The organism is Streptomyces sp. JNUCC 64, from assembly GCF_054484115.1.
The window spans coordinates 5,239,210-5,265,729 of record NZ_CM137015.1; the positions used below are offsets into that span (position 1 = coordinate 5,239,210).

16 protein-coding genes, 3 rRNA genes and 1 pseudogene are annotated in these 26,520 nt (G+C 69.8%); 13 read left to right on the forward strand and 7 right to left on the reverse strand.

Going from position 1 to position 26,520, the window contains the following annotated elements:
* Window positions 1-73: 73 nt before the first annotated feature.
* The 3 genes from ACVWNX_RS21855 to ACVWNX_RS21865 all read left to right on the forward strand — a co-directional run bounded on the left by ACVWNX_RS21855 (window position 74) and on the right by ACVWNX_RS21865 (window position 3,557).
* The gene (locus ACVWNX_RS21855) at window positions 74-1,048 is read left to right on the forward strand and encodes a cation diffusion facilitator family transporter (protein WP_454409225.1); all 975 of its coding nucleotides are present in this window, start codon (window positions 74-76) and stop codon (window positions 1,046-1,048) included.
* Between the two features lie 257 nt (window positions 1,049-1,305).
* A complete protein-coding gene (gene ahcY, locus ACVWNX_RS21860; protein WP_454409227.1) occupies window positions 1,306-2,763 on the forward strand; it encodes an adenosylhomocysteinase in 1,458 nt (485 codons plus the stop codon).
* Between the two features lie 179 nt (window positions 2,764-2,942).
* Window positions 2,943-3,557, forward strand: coding sequence for a hypothetical protein (locus tag ACVWNX_RS21865; protein ID WP_454409228.1), 615 nt, complete (start codon window positions 2,943-2,945; stop codon window positions 3,555-3,557).
* A 21-nt stretch (window positions 3,558-3,578) separates the two neighbouring features.
* Here ACVWNX_RS21865 and ACVWNX_RS21870 read toward each other — a convergent pair whose 3' ends face one another.
* Window positions 3,579-4,637 (reverse strand): RDD family protein, encoded by a 1,059-nt coding sequence (locus tag ACVWNX_RS21870; protein ID WP_454409230.1) that lies wholly within the window; start codon window positions 4,635-4,637, stop codon window positions 3,579-3,581.
* A 100-nt stretch (window positions 4,638-4,737) separates the two neighbouring features.
* On the opposite strand from ACVWNX_RS21870, the gene ACVWNX_RS21875 reads away from it, so the two are divergent.
* The 4 genes from ACVWNX_RS21875 (at window position 4,738) to rrf (ending at window position 11,512) form a co-directional block, all read left to right on the forward strand.
* Window positions 4,738-5,745 carry a stage II sporulation protein M gene (locus ACVWNX_RS21875; protein ID WP_454409231.1) on the forward strand — a complete coding sequence of 336 codons (1,008 nt, stop codon included), beginning with the start codon at window positions 4,738-4,740 and terminating at the stop codon, window positions 5,743-5,745.
* Between the two features lie 576 nt (window positions 5,746-6,321).
* Window positions 6,322-7,849, forward strand: a 16S ribosomal RNA gene (locus ACVWNX_RS21880).
* A 325-nt stretch (window positions 7,850-8,174) separates the two neighbouring features.
* Window positions 8,175-11,302 (forward strand): 23S ribosomal RNA (locus tag ACVWNX_RS21885).
* 93 nt (window positions 11,303-11,395) lie between these two features.
* Window positions 11,396-11,512, forward strand: a 5S ribosomal RNA gene (gene rrf, locus ACVWNX_RS21890).
* The 16S, 23S and 5S rRNA genes sit together here, the layout of an rRNA operon.
* Before the next feature lie 154 nt (window positions 11,513-11,666).
* Here the strand turns inward: rrf and ACVWNX_RS21895 are convergent.
* The 5 genes from ACVWNX_RS21895 to ACVWNX_RS21915 are packed head-to-tail and all read right to left on the reverse strand — an operon-like array spanning window position 11,667 to window position 17,229.
* Window positions 11,667-12,977 carry a DUF58 domain-containing protein gene (locus ACVWNX_RS21895; RefSeq protein WP_454409233.1) on the reverse strand — a complete coding sequence of 437 codons (1,311 nt, stop codon included), beginning with the start codon at window positions 12,975-12,977 and terminating at the stop codon, window positions 11,667-11,669.
* Window positions 12,978-12,991: 14 nt separating this feature from the next.
* On the reverse strand, window positions 12,992-13,981 hold the full coding sequence (locus ACVWNX_RS21900) for an AAA family ATPase (protein ID WP_454409234.1): 990 nt from the start codon (window positions 13,979-13,981) through the stop codon (window positions 12,992-12,994).
* Window positions 13,981-15,231, reverse strand: a complete 1,251-nt coding sequence (locus tag ACVWNX_RS21905) for a DUF4350 domain-containing protein (protein ID WP_454409236.1) — start codon at window positions 15,229-15,231, stop codon at window positions 13,981-13,983. The genes ACVWNX_RS21900 and ACVWNX_RS21905 overlap by 1 nt, the downstream gene beginning before the upstream one ends.
* Window positions 15,228-15,926 carry a DUF4129 domain-containing protein gene (locus ACVWNX_RS21910; RefSeq protein ID WP_454409238.1) on the reverse strand — a complete coding sequence of 233 codons (699 nt, stop codon included), beginning with the start codon at window positions 15,924-15,926 and terminating at the stop codon, window positions 15,228-15,230. The genes ACVWNX_RS21905 and ACVWNX_RS21910 overlap by 4 nt, the downstream gene beginning before the upstream one ends.
* Before the next feature lie 34 nt (window positions 15,927-15,960).
* Window positions 15,961-17,229, reverse strand: a complete 1,269-nt coding sequence (locus tag ACVWNX_RS21915) for a glycerophosphoryl diester phosphodiesterase membrane domain-containing protein (RefSeq protein WP_454409239.1) — start codon at window positions 17,227-17,229, stop codon at window positions 15,961-15,963.
* A 304-nt stretch (window positions 17,230-17,533) separates the two neighbouring features.
* Between ACVWNX_RS21915 and mtrA the strand changes: the two genes are divergently transcribed.
* The 6 genes and pseudogenes from mtrA (at window position 17,534) to ACVWNX_RS21945 (ending at window position 25,938) form a co-directional block, all read left to right on the forward strand.
* Window positions 17,534-18,223, forward strand: a complete 690-nt coding sequence (gene mtrA, locus ACVWNX_RS21920; RefSeq protein WP_454409241.1) for a two-component system response regulator MtrA — start codon at window positions 17,534-17,536, stop codon at window positions 18,221-18,223.
* Between the two features lies 1 nt (window position 18,224).
* Window positions 18,225-20,012 (forward strand): annotated as a pseudogene (gene mtrB, locus ACVWNX_RS21925) (MtrAB system histidine kinase MtrB); the annotation flags it as partial.
* 841 nt (window positions 20,013-20,853) lie between these two features.
* A complete protein-coding gene (locus ACVWNX_RS21930; RefSeq protein ID WP_454409243.1) occupies window positions 20,854-22,629 on the forward strand; it encodes an LpqB family beta-propeller domain-containing protein in 1,776 nt (591 codons plus the stop codon).
* A 470-nt stretch (window positions 22,630-23,099) separates the two neighbouring features.
* Window positions 23,100-23,942: a ComF family protein gene (locus ACVWNX_RS21935; RefSeq protein WP_454409245.1), complete on the forward strand. Its 843-nt coding sequence runs from the start codon at window positions 23,100-23,102 to the stop codon at window positions 23,940-23,942.
* Between the two features lie 347 nt (window positions 23,943-24,289).
* Entirely contained in the window at window positions 24,290-24,985 is a 696-nt protein-coding gene (gene hpf / locus ACVWNX_RS21940) for a ribosome hibernation-promoting factor, HPF/YfiA family (RefSeq protein WP_454409247.1), read from the forward strand.
* Between the two features lie 212 nt (window positions 24,986-25,197).
* Complete coding sequence (locus tag ACVWNX_RS21945; RefSeq protein ID WP_454409249.1) at window positions 25,198-25,938, forward strand: response regulator; 741 nt, start codon at window positions 25,198-25,200, stop codon at window positions 25,936-25,938.
* Window positions 25,939-26,065: 127 nt separating this feature from the next.
* Here ACVWNX_RS21945 and ACVWNX_RS21950 read toward each other — a convergent pair whose 3' ends face one another.
* Window positions 26,066-26,380, reverse strand: a complete 315-nt coding sequence (locus tag ACVWNX_RS21950; protein ID WP_454409251.1) for a DUF6980 family protein — start codon at window positions 26,378-26,380, stop codon at window positions 26,066-26,068.
* Window positions 26,381-26,520: the final 140 nt, after the last annotated feature.

Consider the following 26,520-nt stretch of genomic DNA (forward strand, 5'->3'; position numbering starts at 1 on the left):
CAGGCGCGGGAACACCACCAGACACCGGCGCCACCGCACGGGCGCCGACCGGGCGAAGGGACACCACCACCAGATGAGCGCCTCCGGCGGAACCAAGGCCATCGTCGCGGCACTCGCCGCCAACCTCTCCATCGCCGTCGCCAAGTTCGTCGCCTTCGTCTTCAGCGGCTCCTCGTCCATGCTCGCCGAGAGCGTCCACTCCCTCGCCGACTCCGGCAACCAGGGCCTGCTCCTCCTCGGCGGACGGCGCGCCCGGCGCGAAGCCACCCCCCAGCACCCCTTCGGCTACGGCCGCGAGCGCTACATCTACGCCTTCCTCGTCTCCATCGTCCTCTTCTCAGTCGGCGGCATGTTCGCCATCTACGAGGGCTACGAGAAGATCAAGCACCCCCACCCCATCGAGCACTGGTACTGGCCCGTCGGCGTCCTCGTCTTCGCGATCGTCGCCGAGGTCTTCTCCTTCCGCACCGCCATCAAGGAGTCCAACCAGGTCCGCGGCACCCTCTCCTGGAAGGAGTTCGTCCGCCGCTCCAAGGCCCCCGAACTCCCCGTCGTCCTCCTCGAAGACCTCGGCGCGCTCGTCGGCCTGGTCCTCGCCCTCCTCGGCGTCGGCCTCTCCCTCGCCACCGACGACGGCCTCTGGGACGGCATCGGCACCCTCTGCATCGGCGTCCTGCTCATCCTCATCGCCCTCGTCCTCGCCGTGGAGACCAAATCCCTCCTCCTCGGCGAGTCCGCCGGCCCCGACGACCTCAAGGCCATCGGGACCGCCCTGGTCGACGGCACCACCGTCACCCGCGTCATCCACATGCGCACCCTCCACCTCGGCCCCGAGGAACTCCTCGTCGCCGCCAAGATCGCCGTCCCCCGGGACAGCACCGCCGAACGCGTCGCCACCGCCATCGACGCCGCCGAGTCCCGCGTCCGCGCCGCCTGCCCCATCGCCCGCGTCATCTACCTCGAACCCGACCTCTACAGCGAGACCGACGCCGCCAAGGGCCCCGACCCCGACGCCACCCCCGGCGGCCCCGCGACCCCCGCGCACTGACCCCGCGCCACCCCTCAAGATCCGGCCGAACCCGCTCGCACCCTGGGGCCCGGGGCCCCACGGTGTTAGATTCGTGACCAGAGCCAGACGTCGCTGCTGATGGCGGTCGGGCGGCCCGCACGCCGGGCCGACCGAGGGAGAGAGGGCCTCCGACGGACTGCGCTGCGCCCCGCGCGCCGGGTGAAACGTCCGGCCGCCGTGCGCAGACCAGCCGTACCCACCTCGACCCGAGACCCGATCACGAGGAGCAGCTCTCCATGACCACTGTCGACAACCGACAGGACTTCAAGGTCGCCGACCTCTCCCTCGCCGCCTACGGCCGCAAGGAGATCACCCTCGCCGAGCACGAGATGCCCGGTCTGATGGCCATCCGCCGCGAGCACGCCGAGACCCGCCCGCTGACCGGCGCCCGTGTCACCGGCTCCCTGCACATGACCGTGCAGACCGCCGTCCTCATCGAGACCCTGGTCGCCCTCGGCGCCGAGGTCCGCTGGGCCTCCTGCAACATCTTCTCCACCCAGGACCACGCGGCCGCCGCCATCGCCGTCGGCCCCGACGGCACCCCGGAGGACCCCAAGGGCGTCCCCGTCTTCGCCTGGAAGGGCGAGACGCTGGAGGAGTACTGGTGGTGCACGGAGCAGGCCCTGACCTGGCCCGACAGCCCCACCGGCGGCCCCAACATGATCCTCGACGACGGCGGTGACGCCACCCTCCTCGTCCACAAGGGCGTCGAGTACGAGAAGGACGGCAAGGTCCCCTCCGTCGACACCGCCGAGTCCGACGAGCACCGCGTCATCCTCGAACTCCTCACCCGTACCCTCGGCGAGAGCCCCCAGAAGTGGACGGAGCTCGCCTCCGAGATCCGCGGCGTCACCGAGGAGACCACCACCGGTGTCCACCGTCTCTACGAGATGCACCGCGACGGCACCCTCCTCTTCCCGGCGATCAACGTCAACGACGCCGTCACCAAGTCGAAGTTCGACAACAAGTACGGCTGCCGCCACTCCCTGATCGACGGCATCAACCGCGCCACCGACGTCCTCATCGGCGGCAAGACCGCCGTGGTCTGCGGCTACGGCGACGTCGGCAAGGGCTGCGCCGAGTCCCTGCGAGGCCAGGGCGCCCGGGTCATCGTCACTGAGATCGACCCGATCTGCGCCCTCCAGGCCGCCATGGACGGCTACCAGGTCACCACCCTGGACGAGGTCGTCGACAAGGCCGACATCTTCGTCACCACGACCGGCAACAAGGACATCATCATGGCCGCGGACATGGCCAAGATGAAGCACCAGGCCATCGTCGGCAACATCGGCCACTTCGACAACGAGATCGACATGGCCGGCCTCGCCAAGATCCCCGGCATCGTCAAGGACGAGGTCAAGCCCCAGGTCCACACCTGGACCTTCCCCGACGGCAAGGTCCTCATCGTGCTGTCCGAAGGCCGCCTCCTCAACCTCGGCAACGCCACCGGGCACCCGTCGTTCGTGATGTCCAACTCGTTCGCGGACCAGACCCTGGCCCAGATCGAGCTGTTCACCAAGCCCGACGCCTACCCGACCGACGTCTACACGCTGCCCAAGCACCTGGACGAGAAGGTCGCCCGGCTCCACCTCGACGCGCTCGGCGTGAAGCTCACGACCCTCCGCCCCGAGCAGGCCTCGTACATCGGCGTCGAGGTCGAGGGCCCGTACAAGTCGGACCACTACCGGTACTGACCCGCCCCGGTCCGCCCGCGACGGCGGACCACCGGCGAGCGACGCACAGGCAGGCCCCCGCACCCCCGTGTCGGGGGCCTGCCCCGTACCGCGCCGGACCGGATCACCGGCCCACGGCGACGACCGGTGAACGCCCACCGGCCCGCCGGGACTCAACGCACCGAGAACCAGGACCCCGTATGCCCCGAGGCCGTTATTCGCTCCACGACACGCACGATCACACCCCCCTCGGCGAAGAACACTTCCACTGCGCCCCCGGCCCCTCCGGCTGGCGCTACGTCGCCCAACGCGTCACCGCCTCCGGCGCCCACTCCGGCTCCGTCGACCTCACGCTGGACGCCCTCGGACGCCCGCTGCGTCTCGAACTCAACGCCGGGGGCTGGCAGGTCCGCGGCGGCGCGCTCGACGGCGTCACCTGGGTCCGCACCGACCCCACCGGCGCCCACGCCACCGAGGGCAACGCCCCCGCGCACGCGTTCGCCGGAACCTCCCCGGCCTTCCTCGTCGCCACCGCCCGCCTCCTCCGGCTCACCACCGCGTCCCCCGTCACCAGGGTCCGTCTCGTGACCCTCACCGATCCGGTACTGGCACCCCGCACCGTCGACCAGTCCTGGGCCCTGGTGAACAGCGAAACACACCCCACTGACAACGCCCCCCTGACCGTGGACGAGTACCAGGTCACCGCCCTGGACACCGGCGAGCGGCACACCGTCCACCTCGCGGGCGACGTCGTCCTGTCCGCCCCGGGCATCGAGCTGGAACACCTGGAAACGCCCCCGTCGACGTTCCCCTGACCCGCGCCCGGACACACGGACTCAGGAGGGCGGAGCGAACCCCGTCCCGGAACCGGAGCCGGAACCGCCCGACGCCGACCCCCCGCCCCCCGGCGCCGCCTCCACCGGGGGAACCCCCGGCACCACGGGCGGAGCGACCGGCGCCCCGAACGAGGACGCCGGGACCGCCGGGGAAGCGGGGGGACCAGGGAAAGCGGGGGAAGCGGGAGGCACCGAGAACCCCGACCCCCCCGAGCCCCCCGCGAGTCCCGAAGCCCCCGTAACCCCCGCGAACCCCGAGCCCCCCGCGAACCCCGCAGAGCCCGGACCCCCCGCCCCGAACCCCTCCACGCCGCCCCCGGCGATCCGCGCCGCGTCCCGCGACTGCCGCTCGTACACGACGGCCGCCAGGAAGGCGGCGGGCGGCACCCCCGGCGGCACCGCCGCACCGGTCCGCGCCACCAGCTCGTCGGCCAGCCGCCGCCCCATGTCCCAGGCCACCCGCTCGTCGAACTGCGACATCCGCGTCAGGTACTGCCGCACCGCCAGCCACAACCCGTCCGGCACCCCCGACAGATCGAGCGAGGCGAACCGCCCCGTCAACCACGGCGGGGGAGGCGGAACGTATCCGCCCCGCGCCCCGGGCACCCGCTCCCGCACCACCAGCGTCCCCGCGAGCACATCGCCCACCCGGCGCCCCCGCTCGGACACCAGCGAGGCGATCGCCGCCACCGTCCCGAACGTCACGATGATCTCGATCACCCCGACCGCGCCCCGCACCAGTGCGTGCCGGAACCGGATCGGCCCCCCGTCGTCCCGCACCACCCGCAACCCGAACGCCAACTTCCCCAGCGACCGCCCGTGACTCAGCGTCTCCACGGCTATCGGCAGCCCCACCAACAGCAGCACGAACCCCGCCACCGACACGGCCGCCCGCGCCGCCGCGTCCAGCGAGGCGGTCGCCGCGAGCAGCCCCACCATCCCCCCGACGTACACCGTGAGCGCGACGACCAGGTCGATCAGCACCGCCAGGGCACGACTCGGCAACTTGGCGGGCCGCAGCTCCAGAGCCACCGCCTCGCCCGTCACGAGATCACTCATCTCTCCCACCTTCCACTGCCCTGACCCGCTCCGGGAACGGCCAGTCTGCCAAGCTGAAGCGCGTCGCCGCAGTACGAGAAGGTGAGGAGCAGCTGATCCGATGGACCTCGACGTCTTCGTCTCCGCCCACCGGGCCGAGTGGGACCGGCTGGACGCCCTGCTGCGTCGCCGCCGCAAGTTGACCGGGGCGGAGGCCGACGAACTCGTCGCCCTCTACCAACGCGCCGCCACCCATCTCTCCCTGATCCGGTCCAGCACGCCCGACCCCCAGCTCGTCGGCCGTCTGACCCAGCTGGTCGCCCGCGCGCGCACCACCGTCACCGGCACCCGACGCGCCTCCTGGCGGGACGTGACCCGGTTCCTCTCGCACGGCTTCCCCGCCGCGCTCTACCGCACCCGCCGCTGGTGGGTGCCCACCGCTATTCTCTCCACGCTCGTCGCGGTGCTCATCGGCTGGTGGATAGCGGCCCACCCCGAGGTCCAGGCGAGCATCGGCGCCCCCGCCGACCTCCGCGAGATGACACGCCCGGGCGGCGAGTACGAGACGTACTACTCCAGCGACCCGGCGACGTCCTTCGCGGCACAGGTCTGGACGAACAACGCCCAGGCCGCCGCGCTCTGCCTGGTCCTGGGCGCCTTCCTCTGCGTACCGGTGCTGTGGATCCTGCTGCTGAACATGGCGAACGTCGGCGTGGGCATCGGCCTCATGGCCTCGGCCGGACGGCTCGACGTCTTCCTGGGCCTGATCCTCCCGCACGGCCTGCTGGAGCTGACGGCGGTGTTCGTCGCCGCGGGCACGGGCCTGCGCCTGGGCTGGACGGTCATCGACCCGGGCCCCCGCCCGCGCCGGACCGCGCTGGCGGAGGAGGGCCGCGCCGCGCTGGGCATGGCGATCGGCCTGGCACTGGTGCTCTTCGTCTCGGGCGCCATCGAAGGCTTCGTCACCCCCTCCGGCCTGCCGACCTGGGCCCGCGTGGGCATCGGCGTCGTCGCCGAGCTCCTCTTCCTCGCCTACGTCTACATCCTGGGCCGCCGCGCGGTCCGCGAAGGAGCGACGGGCGACCTGGACGACCAGGAGCGCAGCGCCTCCGTCCCCCTCGCCGCCTGATGTGCGGAGCCCCCCGTTCACCTGCTAGTGTCCTCCTCGCCCCAGGGAAAACCGTTGACACGGAGACGCTGGGGAGGTAGATTCGAACAGTTGCCTAGAAACAGGTTCAGTCCTGTAAGGTGGCCGGAAGATCTACCAAGCTTCCCCGAAGAGTCCTGAGTGGCGAATATCGGGAAAGCATTCTGACTCCATCAGAATCCGGTGGTACGAACCGCCGGAAAACCTCTGATAAAGTCGGAGCCGCCGGAAAGGAAAGCGCGGAAGCGCTGGACTGGAAAGCACCGAGGAAATCGGATCGGAAAGATCTGATAGAGTCGGAAACACCGAAGGGAAGCGCCCGGAGGAAAGCTTCAGCCGAGAGGCTGGGGTGAGTACAAAGGAAGCGTCCGTTCCTTGAGAACTCAACAGCGTGCCAAAAGTCAACGCCAGATATGTTGATACCCCGTCACCTAGACCACTCGGTCTGGTGATGAGGTTCCTTTGAAGAAATACACAGCGAGGACGCTGTGAACAGTCGGGGATATTCCTCCCCGGTTTGTTCCGCTCTCGTGGTGTTCACCCGATTACGGGTACACATTCACGGAGAGTTTGATCCTGGCTCAGGACGAACGCTGGCGGCGTGCTTAACACATGCAAGTCGAACGATGAACCGGTTTCGGCCGGGGATTAGTGGCGAACGGGTGAGTAACACGTGGGTAATCTGCCCTGCACTCTGGGACAAGCCCTGGAAACGGGGTCTAATACCGGATATGACCTGCCCCTGCATGGGGGCGGGTGGAAAGCTCCGGCGGTGCAGGATGAACCCGCGGCCTATCAGCTAGTTGGTGAGGTAACGGCTCACCAAGGCGACGACGGGTAGCCGGCCTGAGAGGGCGACCGGCCACACTGGGACTGAGACACGGCCCAGACTCCTACGGGAGGCAGCAGTGGGGAATATTGCACAATGGGCGAAAGCCTGATGCAGCGACGCCGCGTGAGGGATGACGGCCTTCGGGTTGTAAACCTCTTTCAGCAGGGAAGAAGCGAAAGTGACGGTACCTGCAGAAGAAGCGCCGGCTAACTACGTGCCAGCAGCCGCGGTAATACGTAGGGCGCGAGCGTTGTCCGGAATTATTGGGCGTAAAGAGCTCGTAGGCGGCTTGTCGCGTCGGTTGTGAAAGCCCGGGGCTTAACCCCGGGTCTGCAGTCGATACGGGCAGGCTAGAGTTCGGTAGGGGAGATCGGAATTCCTGGTGTAGCGGTGAAATGCGCAGATATCAGGAGGAACACCGGTGGCGAAGGCGGATCTCTGGGCCGATACTGACGCTGAGGAGCGAAAGCGTGGGGAGCGAACAGGATTAGATACCCTGGTAGTCCACGCCGTAAACGGTGGGCACTAGGTGTGGGCAACATTCCACGTTGTCCGTGCCGCAGCTAACGCATTAAGTGCCCCGCCTGGGGAGTACGGCCGCAAGGCTAAAACTCAAAGGAATTGACGGGGGCCCGCACAAGCGGCGGAGCATGTGGCTTAATTCGACGCAACGCGAAGAACCTTACCAAGGCTTGACATACACCGGAAAGCATCAGAGATGGTGCCCCCCTTGTGGTCGGTGTACAGGTGGTGCATGGCTGTCGTCAGCTCGTGTCGTGAGATGTTGGGTTAAGTCCCGCAACGAGCGCAACCCTTGTCCCGTGTTGCCAGCAACGGTTTCGGCCGGTTGGGGACTCACGGGAGACCGCCGGGGTCAACTCGGAGGAAGGTGGGGACGACGTCAAGTCATCATGCCCCTTATGTCTTGGGCTGCACACGTGCTACAATGGCCGGTACAATGAGCTGCGATACCGTGAGGTGGAGCGAATCTCAAAAAGCCGGTCTCAGTTCGGATTGGGGTCTGCAACTCGACCCCATGAAGTCGGAGTCGCTAGTAATCGCAGATCAGCATTGCTGCGGTGAATACGTTCCCGGGCCTTGTACACACCGCCCGTCACGTCACGAAAGTCGGTAACACCCGAAGCCGGTGGCCCAACCCCTTGTGGGAGGGAGCTGTCGAAGGTGGGACTGGCGATTGGGACGAAGTCGTAACAAGGTAGCCGTACCGGAAGGTGCGGCTGGATCACCTCCTTTCTAAGGAGCACTTCTTACCGTGGTCGTCTTCGGATGATCCCGGTCAGAGGCCAGTACACCGGCGAATGTCCGGTGCTGGTTGCTCATGGGTGGAACGTTGACTATTCGGCCTGTTATTCGGGCCGGAGGCCGCTAGTACTGCTCTTCGGAGTGTGGAACGCGTGATCTTCGGACGGGTACGGGCCGGGCATGCTGTTGGGTGTCTGAGGGCACGGCCGTGATGGCTGGGTCTTCGGTTGCCGACCCCGGTAAAGGTCTGTTTCGGCGGGCTGTGACGGGTGGTTGGTCGTTGTTTGAGAACTGCACAGTGGACGCGAGCATCTGTGGCCAAGTTTTTAAGGGCGCACGGTGGATGCCTTGGCACCAGGAACCGATGAAGGACGTGGGAGGCCACGATAGTCCCCGGGGAGTCGTCAACCAGGCTTTGATCCGGGGGTTTCCGAATGGGGAAACCCGGCAGTCGTCATGGGCTGTCACCCTTGCCTGAACACATAGGGCATGTGGAGGGAACGCGGGGAAGTGAAACATCTCAGTACCCGCAGGAAGAGAAAACAACCGTGATTCCGGGAGTAGTGGCGAGCGAAACCGGATGAGGCTAAACCTTGTATGTGTGAGACCCGGCAGGGGTTGCATGCAGGGGGTTGTGGGATCTCTCTTTTACAGTCTGCCGGCTGTGAGGTGAGTCAGAAACCGTTGATGTAGGCGAAGGACATGCGAAAGGTCCGGCGTAGAGGGTAAGACCCCCGTAGCTGAAACATTGACGGCTTGCTTGAGAGACACCCAAGTAGCACGGGGCCCGAGAAATCCCGTGTGAATCTGGCGGGACCACCCGCTAAGCCTAAATATTCCCTGGTGACCGATAGCGGATAGTACCGTGAGGGAATGGTGAAAAGTACCCCGGGAGGGGAGTGAAATAGTACCTGAAACCGTGTGCCTACAAGCCGTGGGAGCGTCGCACAGGGAAGCTTGCTTTCTTGTGTCGTGACTGCGTGCCTTTTGAAGAATGAGCCTGCGAGTTTGCGGTGTGTTGCGAGGTTAACCCGTGTGGGGAAGCCGTAGCGAAAGCGAGTCCGAATAGGGCGTTTGAGTAGCATGCCCAAGACCCGAAGCGGAGTGATCTAGCCATGGGCAGGTTGAAGCGGCTGTAAGAGGTCGTGGAGGACCGAACCCACCAGGGTTGAAAACCTGGGGGATGACCTGTGGTTAGGGGTGAAAGGCCAATCAAACTCCGTGATAGCTGGTTCTCCCCGAAATGCATTTAGGTGCAGCGTCGTGTGTTTCTTGCCGGAGGTAGAGCACTGGATAGGCGATGGGCCCTACCGGGTTACTGACCTTAGCCAAACTCCGAATGCCGGTAAGTGAGAGCGCGGCAGTGAGACTGTGGGGGATAAGCTCCATGGTCGAGAGGGAAACAGCCCAGAGCATCGACTAAGGCCCCTAAGCGTACGCTAAGTGGGAAAGGATGTGGAGTCGCAGAGACAACCAGGAGGTTGGCTTAGAAGCAGCCACCCTTGAAAGAGTGCGTAATAGCTCACTGGTCTAGTGATTCCGCGCCGACAATGTAGCGGGGCTCAAGCGTACCGCCGAAGTCGTGTCAATCCAGCATATAGGGCCAACGCCCGCTGGGTTGGGTAGGGGAGCGTCGTGTGCCGGGTGAAGCCGCGCCGGAAGGCAGTGGTGGACGGTTCACGAGTGAGAATGCAGGCATGAGTAGCGATACACACGTGGGAAACGTGTGCGCCGATTGACTAAGGGTTCCTGGGTCAAGCTGATCTGCCCAGGGTAAGTCGGGACCTAAGGCGAGGCCGACAGGCGTAGTCGATGGATAACCGGTTGATATTCCGGTACCCGCTGTAGAGCGTCAAACATTGAATCCTCTGATGCTAAGCCCGTGAAGCCGCCTGCCTCCAGTTTTGCTGTGGGTGGGAGTGGTGGAGCCGGTGACCCGAGGTGGTAGTAGGTGAGTGATGGGGTGACGCAGGAAGGTAGTCCAGCCCGGGCGGTGGTTGTCCCGGGGTAAGGGTGTAGGCCGAGTGGTAGGTAAATCCGCTACTCAATAGGCTGAGACCTGATGCCGAGCCGATTGTGGTGAAGTGGATGATCCTATGCTGTCGAGAAAAGCCTCTAGCGAGTTTTATGGCGGCCCGTACCCTAAACCGACTCAGGTGGTCAGGTAGAGAATACCGAGGCGTTCGGGTGAACTATGGTTAAGGAACTCGGCAAAATGCCCCCGTAACTTCGGGAGAAGGGGGGCCATTTCTGGTGATGGGCTTCGCGCCTTGAGCTGGGGGTGGCCGCAGAGACCAGCGAGAAGCGACTGTTTACTAAAAACACAGGTCCGTGCGAAGCCGTAAGGCGATGTATACGGACTGACGCCTGCCCGGTGCTGGAACGTTAAGGGGACCGGTTAGCTGCATTTCGGTGTGGCGAAGCTGAGAACTTAAGCGCCAGTAAACGGCGGTGGTAACTATAACCATCCTAAGGTAGCGAAATTCCTTGTCGGGTAAGTTCCGACCTGCACGAATGGCGTAACGACTTCTCGACTGTCTCAACCATAGGCCCGGTGAAATTGCACTACGAGTAAAGATGCTCGTTTCGCGCAGCAGGACGGAAAGACCCCGGGACCTTTACTACAGTTTGATATTGGTGTTCGGTTCGGCTTGTGTAGGATAGGTGGGAGACTTTGAAGCGGCCACGCCAGTGGTTGTGGAGTCGTTGTTGAAATACCACTCTGGTCGTGCTGGATGTCTAACCTGGGTCCGTGATCCGGATCAGGGACAGTGTCTGATGGGTAGTTTAACTGGGGCGGTTGCCTCCTAAAGAGTAACGGAGGCGCCCAAAGGTTCCCTCAGCCTGGTTGGTAATCAGGTGTTGAGTGTAAGTGCACAAGGGAGCTTGACTGTGAGACCGACGGGTCGAGCAGGGACGAAAGTCGGGACTAGTGATCCGGCGGTGGCTTGTGGAAGCGCCGTCGCTCAACGGATAAAAGGTACCCCGGGGATAACAGGCTGATCTTCCCCAAGAGTCCATATCGACGGGATGGTTTGGCACCTCGATGTCGGCTCGTCGCATCCTGGGGCTGGAGTCGGTCCCAAGGGTTGGGCTGTTCGCCCATTAAAGCGGTACGCGAGCTGGGTTTAGAACGTCGTGAGACAGTTCGGTCCCTATCCGCTGCGCGCGTAGGAGTCTTGAGAAGGGCTGTCCCTAGTACGAGAGGACCGGGACGGACGAACCTCTGGTGTGCCAGTTGTCCTGCCAAGGGCATGGCTGGTTGGCTACGTTCGGGAGGGATAACCGCTGAAAGCATCTAAGCGGGAAGCCTGCTTCGAGATGAGGGCTCCCACCCACTTGATGGGGTAAGGCTCCCAGTAGACGACTGGGTTGATAGGCCAGATATGGAAGCCGGGTGACCGGTGGAGTTGACTGGTACTAATAGGCCGAGGGCTTGTCCTCAGTTGCTCGCGTCCACTGTGTTGGTTCTGAAACCACGAACAACCAGCATCCCTTCCCACAGATGGGGTGTGCTTGGTGTGTGTTTCGTAGTGTTTCGGTGGTTATAGCGTTAGGGAAACGCCCGGTTACATTCCGAACCCGGAAGCTAAGCCTTTCAGCGCCGATGGTACTGCAGGGGGGACCCTGTGGGAGAGTAGGACGCCGCCGAACTAAAATTGCATGAAGCCGTGTGTCCCGGAGAGAAGTTTTTCTCTTCGGGAAACACGGCTTTTTCGCGTTTCCCTGGGGGTTCTCCTCTTGCTTCTCTGTTCTGTGGGGTCCGAGTCAGGCCGTCCTGCCCCGGACCCCCGGAGAAAAGGGTGGGTCAGAGGCGGCCTGCTGCTTTCAGGGCCAGGTAGGCGTCCGCGAGCGCGGGGGGCAGGGCCTCGGGGGAGGCGTCGACGACGGTGACCCCATGGCGGCGGAGGCGGTCGGCGGTCTGCCGGCGTTCCGTCTGGGTGCGGGCGGCGGCGGCCGCTTCGTACACCGCGTCCACCGTGCCGCGGCCGGTGGCCATGGTGGCGATGTGCGGGTCCGCGACGGAGGCCACCACGACGGTGTGGCGTCGGGTGAGCCGGGGGAGGAGCGGCAGGAGTCCGTCCTCGACGGGGGCCGTGTCCAGGCCGGTCAGCAGCACGATCAGCGAGCGGCGGGGGGCGGCGCGCAGTGCGGCGGCCGTCATCCCCCGGGCGTCCGTTTCGATGAGTTCAGGCTCCAGGGGGGCCATGGCGTTCACCAGGGCCGGGAGGAGCTGGCCCGCTGCCTTGCCCTGGACCAGGGCGCGGACGCGGCGGTCGTAGGCGAGGAGGTCGACGCGGTCGCCCGCGCGGGAGGCCAGGGCGGCGAGGAGCAGTGCCGCGTCCAGGGCGGCGTCCAGGCGGGGGGCGTCGCCGACGCGGCCCGCGGAGGTGCGTCCCGTGTCGAGGACCAGCAGGATGTGCCGGTCCCGTTCGGGGCGCCAGGTGCGGACGGCGACCGAGGAGTGGCGGGCGGTCGCGCGCCAGTCGATCGAGCGGGTGTCGTCGCCGGGGACGTACTCGCGGAGGCTGTCGAACTCGGTGCCCTCGCCACGGGTCAGCACGCTGGTGCGGCCGTCCATCTCGCGCAGCCGGGCCAGTTTGGACGGCAGGTGCTTGCGGCTGTGGAACGGGGGCAGTACGCGGACCGTCCAGGGGACCTGGTGGGAGCCCTGGCGGGTGAAGAGGCCCAGGGGGCCGTAGGAGCGGATGGTGACGCGGTCGGCGTGGCGGTCGCCCCGGCGGGTGGGGAGCAGCCGGGTGGTGATCCGGCGGCGTTCGCCGGGCGGGACCGTGAGGCGGTGCCGGGACGCGGTGGACTCGGTGCCGGGGCGCCAGGCGCTCGGTGGCCAGGCGTCGCGGAGGCGGGCGCGCAGGAGGCGTCCGCCGGGGTTGGTGATGGTCAGGGTGACGTCCGCGGGGTCGCCGAGGCGTACGGAGGTGTCGCCCGAGCGGGTGAGGCCGAGGCGGCGGACCGGCGCGGCCAGGGCGTAGTCGCAGGCGCAGGCGAGTGCCAGGGGCGCGTTGACGGCGAGGACGCCGGTCCAGCTCGGCTCCCAGAGGCCGACGGGCAGGGTGCCGAGGGCCGCGAGGAGGGCGGCGCGTCCGGTGGGGGCCACGGGTGCCGTCCCGTTCAGCGGGGGACGGGGACGTGGGCGAGGATCGCGCTGATGACGGAGTCCGCGGTGACGCCCTCCATCTCCGCCTCGGGGCGCAGTTGCACGCGGTGCCGCAGGGTCGGCAGGGCCAGGGCCTTCACGTCGTCGGGGATGACGTAGTCGCGGCCGGTGAGCCAGGCCCAGGCGCGGGCCGTCGACAGGAGGGCCGTGGCGCCGCGCGGGGAGACGCCGAGGGTGAGGGACGGCGAGTCGCGGGTGGCGCGGCAGATGTCGACGACGTAGCCCGCGATCTCGGGCGAGACGGTCGTCTTGGCGACGGCGGTGCGGGCGGTCTCCAGGGCGGCGGCGCCGGCCACCGGGCGGATGCCCGCGGCGCGCAGGTCGCGCGGGTCGAAGCCGTCGGCGTGGCGGCGCAGGACGTCGATCTCGTCCTGGCGGTCGGGCAGGGGGACCGTCAGCTTGAGGAGGAAGCGGTCGAGTTGGGCTTCCGGCAGGGGGTAGGTGCCCTCGTACTCGACGGGGTTCTGGGTCGCGGCGACGAGGAACGGGTCGGGCAGCGGGCGGGGGGTTCCGTCCACCGTGACCTGGCGTTCCTCCATGGCCTCCAGCAGCGCCGACTGGGTCTTGGGCGGGGTGCGGTTGATCTCGTCGGCGAGGAGGAGGTGGGTGAAGACAGGGCCGGGCTGGAACGAGAACTCGGCGGTGCGGGCGTCGTAGACCAGGGAGCCGGTGATGTCGCCGGGCATCAGGTCGGGGGTGAACTGGACGCGCTTGGTGTCGAGGTCGAGGGCGGCGGCGAGGGCGCGGACCAGCAGGGTCTTCGCGACGCCGGGGACGCCTTCGAGGAGGACGTGGCCACGGCACAGCAGGGCCACGACCAGGCCGGTGACGGCGGGGTCCTGACCGACCACGGCCTTGGCGATCTCGGCGCGCAGGGCCTCCAGGGAGGCGCGGGCGTCCTGCGGACCGTCGGTGGTACCGGCGTTGTCAGTGGTCGGGTCCATCATGAAGCGCGTACCTCTCTTTCAAGGGCGTCGAGTTGGTCGGTGAGGGTGAGCAGGGCCGCGTCGTCGTCGGGCGGCGGGCCGAAGAGGAGGGCGTGCGGGTCGGCCGGGGTGCTGCCGGGCGGTTGGGCGCGCGCGGTGCGGGCGGCCAGTGCGGGCAGCAGGGATTCGGGGGTGTGCGCCCGGGAGGGCGGGACACCGAGGAGGGGGGCGAGACGGGTGCGGGTGGCGGCCCGCAGGGTGGCCGCGGCGCGGTCGCGGGCACCGGCCCGGCGGTAGAGGCGGGCGCGGCCCTCGGTGGTCTCCGAGGCGCGGATGACGACGGGGAGGCGTTCGGGGACCAGCGGTCCGAAGCGGCGCCCCCGCCACAGGGCCACCACGACCATGGCGACGACGAGTTGGAGGGTGCCCCACAGCCAGCCGGACGGGATGAGTTCGGCGAAGGAGCGGTCGTCCCGGTCGGGGGAGGCGTCGGTGAGGGAGGGGAGGTACCAGACCAGATGCGGGCGGGAACCGAGGAGGCCCAACGCGAGGGAGGCGTTGCCGTGTTCGTCGAGCCGGTCATTGTAGAGGAGGTCCGGGGCGCCGACGACGACCGTGTCGGCGGGGGGAGTTCCGGCGGTCGCGCCGTCCTGGCGTGGTTCCGGGACCTGGACCAGGGTGGGCAGGCCGTCGTCCGGATAGCAGGTCAGGGCCCCGGGGGCGGTGACGCGGTAGCGGAAGAGGCCGGTGTCGGCATCGCCCGCGCGTTCGGCGGCGGGCAGCCGGCATTGGGGGGTGAGGGTCTTGTCGAGGGCGCGGTCGGGGTCGGAGGTGACACCGGGGGCGAGGATGCCGATGGTCGCCCCCGGGGCGACCAGGACGGTGCGTCCGCCGGCGTCCTCGGTGGCGGCGCGCAGCCGTCGCTGCTGGGCGTGGTCGAGGTAGTCGGGGCGGGCGACGAGCAGGGTCGTGTCGGGGCCGGTGGCGGCGACGGCCTCGTCGAGGGTGGTGATCACCCGGGTGGTGACGCCGCGTTCGGCGAGGAGCGCGCTGACGGCGCGGCTGCCGGTGGGCTCGGCGGAGCGGGGGTCGAGCCGTCCGCGTGCGGTGCCGGAGCCCAGCAGACCGACGACGATCACGGTGACGAGGACGGCCACCAGCGCGATCAGCGGGCCCTTGACGCGTCGCCACCGCTGACGGGCGGTCGGGGCGAGGGAGGTGGTGGCGGGGGCCGGGGAGGGCGCCGGTGGGGCGGTGGCCTGGGTCATGCGGCGCTCCCGGGGAATCCGCCGGGGCCGGGCGCCGGGGCGGGCCCCGTGAGCTGCGGCCGGGCACGGGCGAGATCGGTGTCCAGCTCCGCCGTCCGCTCGTACGCGGCGCGGTCGGCGGAGCGGCCGCCGTACGTCACGTCGTCGAAGGAGCGGGCCGCCGCGCGGAGCCGGTCGGCGTGGCCGGGCAGGGCGCGGCCCGCGTCCGCGGCGGCCTCGTCGGCGGTGCGTCCGGGATGGGCGTCGAGGAGCGCGCGCTCCTCCAGGGAGCGCACGATGGCGCGGGTGCGCTCCTGGAGGGCCTGGTTCCAGTGCCCCCGGGCGGCGTGCGCCTCGGCGGCGGAACGGTGTTCGGCGGCGGTGCGCGGCCGGTCCTCGAAGAGCGCGGACGGGGAGACGGGCGGGCGGACGGGCGTGCCCAGCCGCCACCACAGGGCCGCCACCAGCGCGGTCACCGCCAGCAGCACCACCACCAGACCGGCGGTCCCGCCGGGCGTGGCGCCGGACGCCGCCGCGAACAGGTCGCCGATCCAGTCGAGGAACGCGTCCAGCGCGCGCTGCACCAGGCTCGGCTCGTGCTCCCGGTACATCTCCTTCGACAGCTCGTCCTCGGCGGCCTCCCGCGCCGGGTCGCGCGGGACCGTCAGCGGCGGCCCGTCGTCGCCGGTCGCGGTCGTGGCCGTGACCGGCGCCATGAGGACGGACGTTCCCCCCGTCGCGCCCACCCGGTCAGCTCCCCGGGGGCCGGTGGTGGGGGGCGCCGGGCGCCTCGTGGCCGGGGACGCCCGCCGCGCGCGCCAGCTCCAGGTCGAGGCCCTCGCGGCGGATGCGCCGGTCGATGTAGAGCAGCACGGTGACGCCCGCCGTGACGGGGAACGTCAGCGTCGACGCGATGACCGAACCCACCCCGCTGATGATCAGGAACGTCCAGCCCTCGCCGGAGGCCGCGAGGAGCCCGGACGAGGCTCCGCCCTCGGCGACGGTCGCCAGGACCGTGAAGGGGATGGCGATGATCGACGCGAGGACGTTCGCGATGACCGCGGCGAGCAGGGTGATCCCGAAGATCCGCCACCAGGAACCCCGCACCAGCTTCAGGGAACGGCCCATGGCCTTGCCCACGCCCTGCTTCTCCAGCATCAGGGCGGGCGAGGCCAGCGAGAGCCGGATCAGCAGCCACACGGAGACCACCAGCGCGGCCAGCCCGCCGAGGACGGTGAGCGCCGCCCCGTCCCCGCCGGTGACGGCGACCAGCACGCCCGGCAGCAGCCCGACGCAGACGATCGCCGTGGGGATCAGCAGCATCAGCAGCGTCAGCCCCAGCAGGCGCGGCAGCTGCGGACGGGCGTCCGCCCACGCCTCGGCCGTCGACACCGGGCGGCCGAGGACCGCGCGGCTCGTCACCGTGGTGAGCAGCGCCGTGGCGACGATCGTCCCCAGCAGGGTGATCACCAGGAGCACGCCGATGCCGAGCAGGGCCCCGGTCAGGGCCTCTCCGACCTCGGACAGCGAGGCGTTCGGGTCGTCCAGCGCGCCCGTGTCCACATCGTCCAGGAATGTGCCCTGGACGAGGACGGCCACGACCTGGGTGACCACGGCGACCGTGAGGGAGATCCCCAGGACCGTGCGCCAGTAGGTGCGCATCGTGGAGACCGCGCCGTCCAGCAGCTCGCCGACGCCCAGCGGACGCAGCGGGATCACCCCGGGCTTCGCCGACCGGGGAGCGCCCTGCCAGCCGCCCCAGCCCGGGCCGCCGGGGCCCGCGGGCGGCGGGGCGCCCCAGCCGGGCTGTCCGCCGGACTGCGGGGGCGGGGTGCGCGCCGGGTCGTGGCCGCCCCCGGGGGCGGACCAGTCACCGGCCGGGGGCTGCTCCTTCGACCACTTCGAGGCCGGACCGGTGGCGTCCGCCGGGCGGTCCGTGGGCTCGCCGGGGCGCGGAGTGCCCTGGTCGTCGCCGCCGGGGGCGGCTCCGGGCGAGGCCCAGCCCGGAGTGTCGTTCATCGTCGCTCCTCGTTCGTGCGGTTCGCCGTGCTCCGCGGACGCGGAGGCCGGTCGGCAGCCATCGTGCCACGGCCCACCCCCGGGCGGACCGGGCGGACCGGGCTCACCGGGTGGACCGGACGGCCCGTGACCGGTAGACCTTCACCTGTCGATCGGGATACGTGGACACGCGGACACGGAGCGTAGGCGCGGTGCGGAAAGGAGCGGGAAGGAAAGGGGACGGGCGCCGTGTCGCCCACCGTCACAGCCCCGGCACGCGCCGGGCTGTGTGTCAGGTCACGCCAGGTAACGATGAGCTAATGGGATGATGTCGTTTATGAAGGGACGAGTCCTTGTCGTCGACGACGACACAGCACTGGCCGAGATGCTCGGCATCGTGCTGCGTGGTGAAGGTTTCGAGCCGTCGTTCGTAGCGGACGGTGACAAGGCGCTGGCCGCCTTCCGGGAGGCCAAGCCGGATCTGGTCCTCCTCGATCTGATGCTCCCCGGCCGCGACGGCATCGAGGTGTGCCGTCTGATCAGGGCGGAATCCGGGGTACCGATCGTCATGCTCACCGCCAAGAGCGACACGGTCGACGTCGTCGTCGGACTGGAATCCGGTGCCGACGACTACATCATCAAACCCTTCAAACCGAAGGAACTGGTCGCCCGGATCAGGGCCCGGCTGCGCCGCTCCGAGGAGCCCGCGCCGGAACAGCTCGCCATCGGCGACCTCGTCATCGACGTCGCCGGGCACTCGGTGAAGCGGGACGGCCAGTCCATCGCGCTGACCCCGCTGGAGTTCGACCTGCTGGTCGCGCTCGCCCGCAAGCCGTGGCAGGTGTTCACCCGCGAGGTCCTGCTGGAGCAGGTCTGGGGGTACCGCCACGCCGCGGACACCCGGCTCGTCAACGTCCATGTGCAGCGGCTGCGCTCCAAGGTCGAGAAGGACCCGGAGCGCCCGGAGATCGTGGTGACCGTACGCGGCGTCGGCTACAAGGCCGGGCCGAGCTGACATGCCCGGCCGCGACAGCGCCGTCCCGTCCCCCGCGCCCGGCACCCCGGGCCCGGGGGCGCGGCGGCCTGTCGGCCGCGGGCCCGTCCGGGCCCGGCTCCGGCGCCTCCTCGACAGCGCGCTGCTCCAGGGCGGCGTCAAGGGCAGCCCGGTCCTGCGGCTCCTCACCCGCTGGGTCCGCCGTCCGCTGCTGCCCGCGCTGCGGCTGTGGCGGCGCAACATCCAGCTCAAGGTCGTCGTCACCACCCTGCTGATGTCCCTCGGCGTGGTGCTGCTGCTCGGCTTCGTCGTCATCGGCCAGGTCCGCAACGGGCTCCTCGACGCCAAGGCCAACGCCTCCCAGAGCCAGGCCACCGGCGGGTTCCAGGACGCCGAGACCCGCGCCCGGTCCGTCCTCGAAGCAGCCCCCGACGGCACCGGCGGCGAGGGCCCGTCCGGGCAGAACGCCGCGATCTGGCTCAACGACCTCGTCCAGCAGCTGTCCGCCAGCGGCCAGGGCGCCTTCCACGTCGTCACCCTCTCCCCGTTTGAGGAGGGCGGCACCGGCACGGGCGCCGGCAGCGCCCGCGCGCCCCGGGGGTCGGGCAACGTGGACGCCTCCGCCAGCGTCCCGCAGAGCCTGCGCGACCGGGTCGACGCCCACACCGGCGCCTCCCGCAGCTACACCAGCATCCGCTACAGCGACGGCCGCCCCGCCCAGCCCGGCCTCGCCATCGGCATACAGCTCACCAGCCCCCAGACCGACCGCTACGAGCTGTACTACCTCTTCCCCCTGACCCAGGAGGAGAAGTCGCTCAGCCTGGTCAAGACCACCCTGGCCACCGCCGGGCTGTTCGTCGTCGTGCTGCTCGGCGCCATCGCCTGGCTCGTCGTCCGCCAGGTCGTCACCCCCGTCCGGATGGCCGCGGGCATCGCCGAACGGCTCTCCGCCGGACGCCTCCAGGAACGGATGAAGGTCACCGGCGAGGACGACATCGCCCGGCTCGGCGAGGCGTTCAACAAGATGGCGCAGAGCCTCCAGCTCAAGATCCAGCAGCTGGAGGAGCTCTCCCGGATGCAGCGCCGGTTCGTGTCGGACGTCTCCCACGAACTGCGCACCCCGCTGACCACGGTGCGGATGGCCGCCGACGTCATCCACGAGGCACGCCAGGACTTCGACCCCGTCACCGCGCGCTCGGCGGAACTCCTCGCCGACCAGCTCGACCGGTTCGAGTCGCTGCTGGCCGATCTGCTGGAGATCAGCCGGTTCGACGCGGGCGCCGCCGCCCTGGAGGCCGAGCCGATAGACCTCCGCGAGGTCGTCCGGCGGGTCGTCGGCGGCGCGGAACCCCTCGCGGAACGCAAGGGCACCCGGGTCCAGGTCGTCGGCGACCAGCAGCCCGTCGTCGCCGAGGCCGACGCCCGCCGCGTCGAACGGGTGCTGCGCAACCTCGTCGTCAACGCCGTCGAGCACGGTGAGGGCCGGGACGTCGTGGTCCGGCTCGCCGCCGCGGGCGGCGCGGTCGCTGTCGCCGTCCGGGACTACGGCGTCGGCCTCAAGCCCGGCGAGGCCACCCGGGTCTTCAGCCGCTTCTGGCGCGCCGACCCGGCCCGGGCCCGCACCACCGGGGGCACCGGCCTCGGGCTGTCCATCGCCCTGGAGGACGCGCGGCTGCACGGCGGCTGGCTCCAGGCGTGGGGCGAGCCGGGCGGCGGCTCCCAGTTCCGGCTCACCCTGCCGCGCACCGCCGACGAGGCGCTGCGCGGGTCGCCCATACCCCTGGAGCCGGAGGACTCGCGGCGCAACCGGGACGCCGCGGCCTCGGGCGGGGGCGGGGGCGTCCCGGGTCCGGCGGACGGCTTTGGTGAGGACCGCGGTTTCGGTGGTTTCGGTGAGGATCATGGTGTCGGTGGGTTGAGTGGTGCGGTGGGGGGTGCCCTGAGCGCGGGTGGGGTTGACGGGGGTGCCGGTTCCGGTTCCGGAGCTGCTCCTCGGGGGGCGGCCGGTGTCGGCGCGGGGGGCCTGGTGGGCGGAGGTACGCCGTCCGCCGGGGGCATGCTCACGTCCGTTCCGGCGCAGCCGGTCGCCGGTGCCGGGGGCGCGGGAGCCGGTGGGGGCGGCCGGGGACGCGGTGCCGGGGGCCCGGGTGGAACGAGCGGTGCCGTCGCGATCGGCGGGATCGGTGGCGGGGGCGAGCGTCCCGTCCTGCCGGGGATACCGGGCCTCTCCGTTCCGCCGTCCACACCACCCCGGTGCGGTCCCTCGGTGGACCCCGCGGCGCTCCCCGGTGGCGGGGCGCGTGTCGTCCCCCGCACAGGTGAAGCGATACATGAAGAGTTGACGGGTGGCGCCGGGGGCGCGCGCGAGACCGGGGCGGGACGGCCCGGGCGCGACCGGACGGGAGCCGGAGGGCCGGGCACGGTGAGCACGACGGGTGCGGTGGGCGCGGTGGCGGACCGCGCGGAGAGCGGACGGGAGGGGTCCCGTGGATGAGTCCGGACGGCGACGGGCGGCGGGGAGGACCCGGCGGCGCGGTGCGCCGAGCGCGGGGCCCCGGCGGCGTGGCGTGGTGTTCGCGGGGCTCGCGGGACCCTGGCGGCGTGGTGCGGTGCTCGTGTGCTGCGGAGCCCTGCTGGCGGGGTGCGCCTCCATGCCGGACAGCGGCGACCTCCGGGGCGTCGACGCCTCCCAACTGCCCGAGTCGCAGGTCAGGGTGTTCGCCATGCCGCCCCGCGAGAACGCCCGGCCCTCGGAGATCGTCCAAGGCTTCCTGGAGTCCCTGACCAGCGACGACCCGCAGTTCGAGATGGCCCGCAAGTACCTCACCAAGGAGGCGTCCGGGGAGTGGCGCCCCGAAGTGTCGACCTCCGTGCTCGCGGACGGCCCCAACACCTCCGCCGAGCCGTCCGACGACGAAGGGGCCCGGGTCTTCACCCTCACCGGCACCCGGGTCGCCACCGTCGACGTCCAGCACGCCTACAAGACCGCCAGCGGCACCTACAGCCAGCCCGTCCACCTCGTCAGGGACCGGGCGTCGGGCAACCAGTGGCGCATCGACCGGCCGCCCCGGGGCATCGTCCTCGGCGAGTCCGACTTCCTGCGCATCTACCGGCCCGTCAACAAGTACTACTTCGCCGTCGACACCACCCCCGGCCAGCGACAGGAACGCCTCGTCGCCGACCCAGTCTACGTGCGCCAGCGGGTCGATCCCGTCACCCAGACGGTACGGCTGCTGATGGAGGGCCCGACCCAGTGGCTCTCCCCGGTCGTCCAGTCCGCGTTCCCCGGCCGGATGCGGCTCAAGACCGGCACCGAGTCGCTGGCCCCCGACAGCCACAACATCCTCAAGGTGCCCCTGGAGCCCGCGGCCAACGGCATCGGGCAGCCCCGCTGCACCAAGATGGCCGCGCAGCTCATCTTCACCCTCCAGGGCTGGGCCGCGAACGGCATCGAGGAAGTCGAGATCCAGCGCGCCGACGGATCCCCGCTCTGCCGCCTCACCGCGGACCGCGCCGAGACCATCGCACCGCACCGCACCGCCGGGCGTCCCGACTACCAGTACTTCATCGACGCCAAGAAGCGGCTCGTCCGGCTCCCCGGCGTCAGCACCGGCGCCGACCCCGAGCCGGTACCGGGCCCCCTCGGCACCCAGGAACAGCCGCTCGGCACGGCCGCCGTGGCACGGGACGAGGACGAGGCGGCCGGGGTCTCGCTCGATGGCCGCAACCTCTACGTCGGCCCGCTCGCCGCCGGGGCCACCCTCGGCGAGCCCGTCCTGCGCAGCAAGGCCAAGGCGGAGAAGGACCGCCTCACCACACCCAGCTGGGACGGTCGCGGCGATCTGTGGATCGCCGACAAGAACCCGGACGACCCCCGTCTCTACGTCCTGCCCAAGGGCGAGGGGACGCCGGTCCCGGTGCAGATCGCGGCGCTGGAGGGCAAGCGGATCGAAGCGGTCCGGATCGCTGCGGACGGGGTGCGCATCGCGCTCCTCGTGGAGGGCGACGACGGCAAGCGGACGCTGCGCATCGGCCGGGTCCAGCGCGAGTCGTACGGCGGGGACCCCGCCGGTCGGTCCGACGGGCCCCGTGGCGGTGCCGAGGCCCTCGTCTCCGTCGTGGACCCCCGCTCGGTGGCGCCCCAACTGGAGGAGGTCACCGCCATGTCGTGGGCGGGCGGCAGCCGTCTGGTCGTGGTCGGCCGGGAGAGCGGCGGGGTGCAGCAGATCCGGTACGTCCACACGGACGGCTCCACCCCCGCCAGCGGGACGCTGCCCGGCCTCACCGGGGTCAAGGAGATCGCGGCGAGCGACGACGACCGGCTCCCGCTGGTCGCCCACTCCGACGACGGGATCGTCCGGCTGCCCCCGGGGGAGCCCTGGCGGACGGTGCTGAAGACCGGGAGCTCGCCGGTTTACCCGGGGTGAGTCGTCCGGGGCGTACGGCTGGACTTGGACTTGGACTTGGCTTGACTTGGCTTGGGCTCGGGGGCGGGCTGGTTGTCTGCTGGGTGTCGGGGGTGTCGGGGGTGTCGGGGCGGTCTCGTTGTCCGGGGTGCCCCGGGGCGGCTGGGGGCGGTCTGGTTGGTCGGGGCTTCCGGGGTGCCCGTGTCCGGGGTGGCCTGGACGGTCCGGCTCCCCGCTCGGCCCGGATGCCGTCGGCCCCTGCCGGACCCGGACGGCCCACTCGGACGGGCGGGAGGTCCGGCGGCCGGAAGGCGGGCCCGGGGCGTGGTCCCGCCGGGGGTGGGCGCCCATCGCGCACTCAGGGTGATCCGGATGGGGACGATAGACGACCCATCTGGCGTATTCGCAGGTCAGAGCAGTAGACCTGAGTTATCCACAAGGCGTTGTCCACAGGGGTGGCCGACTTCCCGGACGCTTGGCACAGTGGAGTCATGCGGCGCTGGTGGCAGGACTTCACCGACTTGGTACTGCCGACAGGATGCGGTGGTTGCGGTACCCCTCGTACGGCTCTGTGCGCACGGTGCCGTACCGGGTTGTGCGGCGGAGTACCACAACGGGTACGGCCGCGGCCGGAGCCGCCCGGACTGCCGTCGGTACGCGCGGCGGCGCCTTACCTGGGCGCGGTGCGCCAACTGGTGCTCGCGCACAAGGAGCGCGGCGCGCTGGGCCTGGCGAGACCGCTGGGCGAGGCGCTGGCGGGGGCGGTGGGGGGAGGGGAGGGGGTGGGGGGAGCCCCCCGGAACCCCGCCCACGTCCGTCTCCAGCTCCCTCCTCGATCCCACCCCCAACCCCAAGCCCCGTCCCCCCTCCCGCTCCCGCCTTCCCCCCGGCCCTCCCCTTCCGTCTCCCCCCTCCCGTCCCGTCCCGGTCGTGACCTGCTCCTGGTCCCCGTGCCGTCCTCCCGTGCGGCGACGCGGGCCCGGGGGCACGATCCGATGTCGCGGATCGCGCGGGCCGCCGCCGGGGAGCTGCGGCGGGCGGGGTGGGCGGCGCGGGTGGTGCCGGTCCTGCGGCAGCGGCCGGGTGTGGTGGACCAGGTGGGGCTCGGTCCACGGGAGCGGCTGGCGAATCTGCGGGGCGCTCTGTACGTGGTCGCGGGAGGTGACGCTTTGTTCGTGGAAGGCGGACGGGTGGTGATCGTGGACGATGTGATGACGACCGGATCTTCATTGGCGGAAGCCGCTCGCGCATTATCCGCCGTGAAGGGGGTAAAGGATCTGACTGCCGCCGTGGTGGCCGCCCCTCCGGATTGTTTTGAAATGATCCGGAACTGATGGGGAACGCGCTTCGTTGCAGGTAGTGAGAGGTTCGGAGCGGAGAACGGAGGGAAAGCGGCAGAGAGGGTGACGCCATCCGTCCGGGCGGGATATGTTCGATGGAGAGGGAAAGGCGGTTGCCGGACCCCGTATATCGGAATGCCGTGTCCTGCTCGTGAGTTCCCGGGTCCGGGATTTCCGGAATCCCGTGGAGGGAACGGGTGGAGATCTTGTCCTCGGGGGAGGAGTCCCCCGGAGGAGGAGGTGAAGGTCACCTAGTCCGTGGCCTCGGGAGTCGCCGGGGCCTGGTGCAAGTGGGAGACGCTCCGCCGAGCGGGCGGAGCCATCCGGGAACGGAGTTCTGCGTGGACATCGTCGTCAAGGGCCGCAAGACCGAGGTGCCCGAGCGGTTCCGGAAGCACGTGGCCGAGAAGCTGAAGCTGGACAAGATCCAGAAGCTCGACGGCAAGGTGATGAGCCTCGACGTCGAGGTGTCCAAGGAGCCCAACCCCCGACAGGCCGACCGGTCGGACCGGGTGGAGATCACGCTCCGGACCCGAGGCCCGGTGATCCGGGCGGAGGCGGCGGCCAGCGACCCGTACGCGGCACTCGACCTGGCGACGGACAAGCTCGAGGCGAGGCTGCGCAAGGAGCACGACAAGCGGCGCACCCGCCGGGGCAACGGCCGTCTCTCCGCCGCCGAGGTCGCCGACCGGGTTCCCGACGCCGCGCACCTCAACGGGGACGGCACCATCGCCCGGGACGACGAGCCCGACGGCGGGGTGCCCACCAAGAAGATCGGTTCGCTGGAGGTCCAGGGCGACGGCCCCCTCGTCGTCCGGGAGAAGACCCATGTGGCGGCCCCGATGAGCCTCGACCAGGCGCTCTACGAGATGGAGCTGGTGGGGCACGACTTCTACCTCTTCGTCGACTCCGAGACGAAGGAGCCCAGTGTCGTCTACCGGCGGCACGCCTATGACTACGGCGTCATCCACCTGACGACGGACACGATGGTCACCCGGATCGAGTCGGCGGGCGCGGGCGGCGCGCTGGGCGGCTGATCCGGCCCCGACCCAGAGGAAGGTGTGCCCCCGGGGAGCCGTGTGCGCCCCCGGGGGCACCTGTGTGCTACGAGTCGGTGAACGCCACTGTCACCGCGGGGCCGTCCGGGCATGAAATCATGTCCGATACGTCAATCGGGTTGCTGCCGCCCCGGGTTGGCGGCGCAGCCGGGCGGCACCCAGACGGGCCACGGCCTTCAGGGGGAGGAACGATGGCGGACAGCTTCGGACCGATGCGTGGCGCGGACGCCCACGGCGCCGTCGGCATGGTCCCGGCCGGGGAATCCCCCCGGGAACCCATCCGGGTGCTGGTGGTCGACGATCACGCGCTGTTCCGCCGGGGGCTGGAGATCGTGCTCCACGCCGAGGAGGACATCCAGGTCGTCGGGGAGGCGGGGGACGGGGCGGAGGCCGTGGACAAGGCGGCGGACCTGCTGCCCGACATCGTGCTGATGGACGTCCGGATGCCCAAACGCGGCGGTATCGAGGCGTGCACCTCCATCAAGGAGGTGGCCCCCAGCGCGAAGATCATCATGCTGACGATCAGCGATGAGGAGGCCGACCTCTACGACGCGATCAAGGCGGGGGCCACGGGGTACCTGCTCAAGGAGATCTCCACGGACGAGGTCGCGACCGCGATCCGCGCGGTGGCGGACGGGCAGTCGCAGATCAGCCCCTCGATGGCGTCGAAGCTCCTCACCGAGTTCAAGTCGATGATCCAGCGCACCGACGAGCGTCGGCTGGTGCCCGCGCCCCGGCTCACCGACCGTGAGCTGGAGGTGCTCAAGCTGGTGGCCACGGGGATGAACAACCGGGACATCGCCAAGGAGTTGTTCATCAGTGAGAACACCGTGAAGAACCATGTGCGGAACATCCTGGAGAAGCTCCAGCTCCACTCCCGGATGGAGGCCGTGGTCTACGCGATGCGCGAGAAGATCCTGGAGATCCGCTGACTCCACGGCCTCGCCGTACCACCGGGCCCGTCCGCGTCACCGGGCCCGCCCGTCTCATCCGCCTCGCTCACCGCACCGGTCGCGGCCTCCACGGCGGCTGCCGGTCGGTCGGCCGCGCGGCGGGGCGTCAGTCGCGAGGCGGGGCGGCGAGCCAGCGGTCGTCCTGGAAAACGGCGGGAACCTCGTCCTCCGACGGATCGATCCCACGGCGTTCGAGTTCGTCGTGCCACCGGTCCCGCTGCGACTCGGGGAGCCGCTGTCCGCACCAGGGGCAGAAGGCGACGGTGACGCTCGACGTGCCGCCGTCGTGGACGATCAGCCCGTACTCCTGGAACGTGGCGTTGAAGTCGATCAGCGCGTCCGGGCAGGCGAAGGGATCGTCGTGCTGGTCGCAGCGTACGTCGACCTGATGGCTCATCGCCTCGCAGCAGTGGTGGGTCACGGCCCCGGATCCCCGTTCCTCGGCATGGTGTACGCCCGGAAGTAGATCACGGTCAGCGCTGGTCGCCGGATGGCGTGTGGAGGTCCGGCGGATGCGCAACGGGCCCGGCTGGAACCGGTGTTGTCCAAGGGGCCCGGGAG